This window comes from Nguyenibacter vanlangensis, assembly GCF_013376155.1.
In the GTDB taxonomy this organism is placed as follows: domain Bacteria; phylum Pseudomonadota; class Alphaproteobacteria; order Acetobacterales; family Acetobacteraceae; genus Gluconacetobacter; species Gluconacetobacter vanlangensis.
In genome coordinates, this window is record NZ_JABXXP010000198.1 from 1 (window position 1) to 4,860 (window position 4,860).

The following is a 4,860-nucleotide window of genomic DNA, read 5'->3' on the forward strand; positions in this document are numbered from 1 at the left end:
CAACTGGGTCGAAACGACGCTGCCCGCGCCCGCGAATGCAAGCTGGCGGCGCCTGGTCTTCGCGCAGGATACCGGCACCGACATCCAGGGACCAGGGCGGGCGGACCTGTTTCTGGGCTGGGGCGACCAGGCCGAGCAGGTCGCCGGCGCGATGCGCCAGGATGGCCGGATGGTCGTCTTCGTACCCCGTCCCGTCGTCACCCGGCAGCCCTGAAGGAACCCGAGCCATGACGTCCCCGCGCAAGGCAGGCGCCAAGGCCAAGGCGGCGGCCGTGCCGCGCACGCTGCGCTATGCGCTCGATCCGCATGTGCTGTACCGGGGCGATTGTCTGCGCGTGCTGCGCAGGATGGACCCCGAATCGGTCGATGTCGTCGTGACGTCGCCACCCTACAATATCGGGCTGGGCTACCGGACCTACAGCGACCGGATGACCGAAGCCCAATACCTGGACTGGATGATGGCGATCGCGGCCGAACTGCACCGCGTCCTGCGCCCCGACGGGTCGTTTTTCCTCAATATCGCCGGGTCGTCCTCCCAACCCTGGATTCCCTTCGAACTGGCGACCCGCCTGCGCGCGACCTTCTACCTGCAGAACCATATCAGTTGGATCAAATCCGTCTCGGTGGACGAGGACACGTTCGGCCATTTCAAGCCGGTCAACAGCGCGCGCTACCTGCATCGCAACCACGAGCATCTGTTTCACCTGACCCGCAGCGGGACGGTGGAATTGCGGCGCCTGGACATCGGCGTGCCCTATAAGGACAAATCCAACATCGCGCGCCGCGGGCACGAACAGGACCGGCGCTGCCGGGGGGACACCTGGTTCATCCCCTATGAAACCGTGCAGGACAAGGCGCAGAAATTCCACCATCCGGGCACGTTTCCCGTGCAGTTGCCGCGCATGTGCATCCGCCTGCACGGTCGTCCGGGCGCCGTGGTGCTCGACCCGTTCATGGGCACCGGCACCACTCTGGTCGCCGCCCATGCCGAAGGCGCGCGCGCGATCGGCATCGATCTCGATACGGACTATGTGAATATAGCGCGTGAGCGACTGGCCCGGATGATGAACGACACGATGAAATGACGCCGCCCGGCCCAATATCATCGATTCACTCGATGGTTTTGATAGAAAAGATTATTTTGACAGTTAATTGATGGATTGGCACACCGTCCCCAACGCATCAGGGGAGAATTGCCGTGTCGGTCCGCAAGATCGTACTATCCGTCGCAGCATTGGGTGTGGCCGCCTATGGCGGCGTGATCGGTTACTTGACTCATTTCGACCATGAAACGGCTCCGACCTTGTCGGTCAGTTCTCCCACGCTGAAGGACCCGACGGCCGCGGCGGCCTTCGCCGCGATTCGCGAGGCCCGGTGCGATTACTGCCACGCCCGCAGCACGGACCTGCCGTTCTATTTCCACGTGCCGGTGGCGAACCAGTTGATGCGGCGCGACCTGGACCAGGGCCTGCGCCATTTCCGCATCGAGCCGGTGCTGGCCGCCTTCCAGAACGGCACCGTGCCGTCCGAGGAGCAATTGTCGCGGATCGAGGAAGTGATCCGCCAGAACCGCATGCCGCCCACGCTCTACCTGCTGATGCACTGGCACGCCCATCTGTCGCAGGCGCAGCGTGATGCGCTGCTGTCCTGGATCGCGGCCGAGCGGCGTGCCCATTACGCGACCCCGGGCGTCGCCGCGCGCTTCGCCGCCGAACCGGTGCAGCCGGTCCCCGAAACGATCCCGGTCGATGCCGGCAAGGTCGCGCTGGGCCAGCGCCTGTTCTTCGACAAGCAGCTTTCCGGCAACGGCACCGTCAGTTGCGCAAGCTGCCACGCGCTGGACCATGGCGGCGTCGATGGCCGGGTTACCGCCCTGGGCATCAACAACCAGCACGGCCCGATCAACGTGCCGTCGGTCTATGATTCGGCCTTCAACATGAGCCAGTTCTGGAACGGCCGCGCCGCCACCCTGGCCGACCAGGCCGCCGGCCCGGTGATGAACCCGCTGGAAATGGGCGCGCATGACTGGAACGGCGTCGCGGACAAGCTGCGGCAGGACCCGACCTATGTCTCCGCCTTCCAGACGGCGTTCGGGTCCGACGGCATCGACAAGCAGCGGATCACCGACGCGATCGCCGAATACGAAAAGACCCTGATCACCCCGGACAGCCGCTTCGACCGCTACCTGAAGGGCGACGAACAGGCGCTGAGCGCGCAGGAAAAGAACGGCTACGCCCTGTTCAAGAGCATCGGCTGCTCGGGCTGCCACAGCGGCGTCGCGCTGGGCGGCCAGGCCTACGAGGCCATGGGCCTGGAGGGCGACTATTTCACCGATCGCGGCGGCAAGCTGACCGACGCCGATCGCGGCCGCTACATGGTCACCCACGCCAATGCCGACGCGGAACGCTTCAAGGTGCCGAACCTGCGCAACATTGCGCTGACCGCGCCCTATTTCCATGACGGCAGCGTCAAGACCCTGGACCAGGCGGTGCGGGACATGGCGCGCTACCAGACGCCGTATCACGACCTGTCGGATCACGACGTCGCCGACATCGTCGCCTTCCTCAAGACCCTGACCGGCACCTATCAGGGCAAGACCCTGGCCAACGCCACGCCGTAAGACGGGCCGGCACCGCGTTCGGGCCTTCGGCCCGGACGCTTTCTGTTCCCCGGACGCTTTCTGTTCTAAGACACTTCGATCCGCATGAAGGCGGCGGCGCGGGGCCGCCCCACGCGGGCGGAGGACAGGGTCGTGCGCCGCCGGCGGATCCTCAGAGAAGACGAACAGGCGCTCTGGAGCAGTTTCGTCCGCGACATCACGCCGCTTGCGCGCAAATCTCCCCGGCCGCCATCCGAAGGCGGGGCAGGGACGGCACCCGTTCCGGCGCCCGCTCCGACAACCGATCCCGATCGGCCAACAGCCCGATCATCGACCCAGCCGTCAACTCCGTCCCCCGCCGCCGCCATGCCGGGGCCCCGCGTGCCCGGCCACACGCTGGTCCGCACCCAGGCCGAAATCGAAATCGGCCGCCGCCGTCCCGGCCTGGACGATACAAGCTGGCGTGCCCTGGTCAGCGGCAAGCTGCGTCCCGCCCGCACGCTCGACCTGCACGGCCAGAACGTGCAGGCGGCCTTTTCCCGGCTGCATGCGTTCCTGATCCAGGCCAGGGCGGACAATCTCCGCTGCGTCGAGGTCATTACCGGCCTCGGCTCCGGCCAGCGGGGCGGGGTCCTGCGGCGCGAACTGCCCTTCTGGCTGGGGCGGCCCGACCTGCGGCCGCTGATCCTGGCCGTCACCCATCCGCATGCCGCCAACCAGGGATCGGTCCGCATCCTGCTGCGCCGCGCCGCACACAGGAAAAGCTGAGTGGCCGCGGGGAGCGCCGGCATGGCTGCCATGCGCCCGCGCGAATTCCGCTCGCGAATGCTTCTCATCTCCCGTCAATGCAGCTAAGAACAATTCGCATCTAGAGCATTTCCACTGAACACCGGTTCAGCGGAAATGCTCCATGTTGTTATTTATCGCGCATCTTCACCCGTTCAAACGAGTCCGTGTGAACGGGATCTGCTCTAGCAGGAGAAGCAGTTTGACAGGACAACGCCCCCGGACGATCCGGTGCCTGGCCGCCTCCGCATTGATGCTGTGGGGCGCCGCGATCGGAATCGGCGGCCACGCCCGGGCCGAGACGATCACCGACCTGGCGGGCCGGCAGGTCGACATCCCCGCCCACGTGCATCGGATCGTCCTGGGGGAGGGCAGGCTGGTCTATGCGCTCGCCCCCCTGGAAAAATCCCATCTGTTCGATCGCATCGTCGGCTGGCAGGGCGAATTCCGCGAGGCCGACGTCCAGAGCTACGACAAATATGCGGCGCTGTTCCCGGCGGCGGCCAAGGTCGCGCTGATCGGCAAGACCACGGCCGACACGGTCAGTCCCGAGAAGGTGCTGGACCTGCGCCCCGACCTGGCGATCCTGGCCGTCAGCGGCCACGGCCCCGGCGCGGCCAGCGAACTGGTTGCGCAACTGCAAAGCGCGCATGTCCCGGTGGTCTTCGTGGATTTCCGCGCCGATCCGCTGCGCGACACCGTCCGATCGATGCGGATCCTGGGCGCGGTGCTCGATCGCCGTCGGGAAGCCGAGGATTTTATCGCCTTCTACCAGTCGCATCTCGACCATATCCGCGCCCGGCTCGCGACCCTGCCTGATTCGGCGCGCCCCAGCGTGTTCCTGGAAATGCTGGCCGGCACCCGCGAATCCTGCTGCCATACCGCGGGCAGGGGCAATATGGGCGCCTTCATCGATGCGGCGGGCGGCCGCAATATCGCCGCCCCGCTGCTGCCCGGCTATATCGGCGACATCGACCTGGAACAGGTGATCGCCGCCGACCCCGATTTCTACGTCGTGGACGGCACCAAGGGGCCCGATTATCGCGGCCCGGGCGTGCGCATGGGCGCGGAAATCGACCCGGCGGCTGCCCGCGCCTCGGTCCGGCAGGTGCTGCAGCGGCCAGGCATCGCGACCCTGGCGGCAGTCCGGGACGGCCATGCCTACGGGCTGTGGCATTCGTTCTACGATTCGCCGTACAACATCCTGGCGGTCGAAGTTATGGCCAAATGGTTCCATCCCGATCTGTTCCGCGACCTGGACCCGGATGCGACCCGCGCCGAACTCTACCGGCGCTTCCTGCCCGTCGCCGACAGCGGCACCTACTGGGTTTCGGCAACGCCTGGAGGCATGGAGACGCCCCAGGCCACCGCGAAGCCATGAGCGCGGCATGACCGACCACGCCACCCTGGCCGATACGGACGCCGGCCCGGACGCTGGCCGGGCCGTGGGCGCCGCCATGTCCTCCGCGCGGCAG

General features: G+C 66.7%; 5 protein-coding genes. All 5 read left to right on the forward strand.

The annotated features are described in order from the left end of the window. The coding region (locus HUK84_RS10515) for a 3D domain-containing protein (RefSeq protein ID WP_246285603.1) at positions 1-214 on the forward strand (214 nt) is incomplete at its 5' end. Positions 215-227: 13 nt separating this feature from the next. Then, positions 228-1,085: a DNA-methyltransferase gene (locus tag HUK84_RS10520; protein WP_176640250.1), complete on the forward strand. Its 858-nt coding sequence runs from the start codon at positions 228-230 to the stop codon at positions 1,083-1,085. 113 nt (positions 1,086-1,198) lie between these two features. Next, the gene (locus tag HUK84_RS10525; protein WP_176640251.1) at positions 1,199-2,620 is read left to right on the forward strand and encodes a cytochrome-c peroxidase; all 1,422 of its coding nucleotides are present in this window, start codon (positions 1,199-1,201) and stop codon (positions 2,618-2,620) included. A gap of 132 nt (positions 2,621-2,752) precedes the next feature. Then, positions 2,753-3,367, forward strand: coding sequence for a Smr/MutS family protein (locus HUK84_RS10530; protein WP_317135275.1), 615 nt, complete (start codon positions 2,753-2,755; stop codon positions 3,365-3,367). Between the two features lie 271 nt (positions 3,368-3,638). Next, positions 3,639-4,766 (forward strand): ABC transporter substrate-binding protein, encoded by a 1,128-nt coding sequence (locus HUK84_RS10535; RefSeq protein ID WP_176640253.1) that lies wholly within the window; start codon positions 3,639-3,641, stop codon positions 4,764-4,766. The last annotated feature ends 94 nt before the right edge of the window (positions 4,767-4,860 follow it).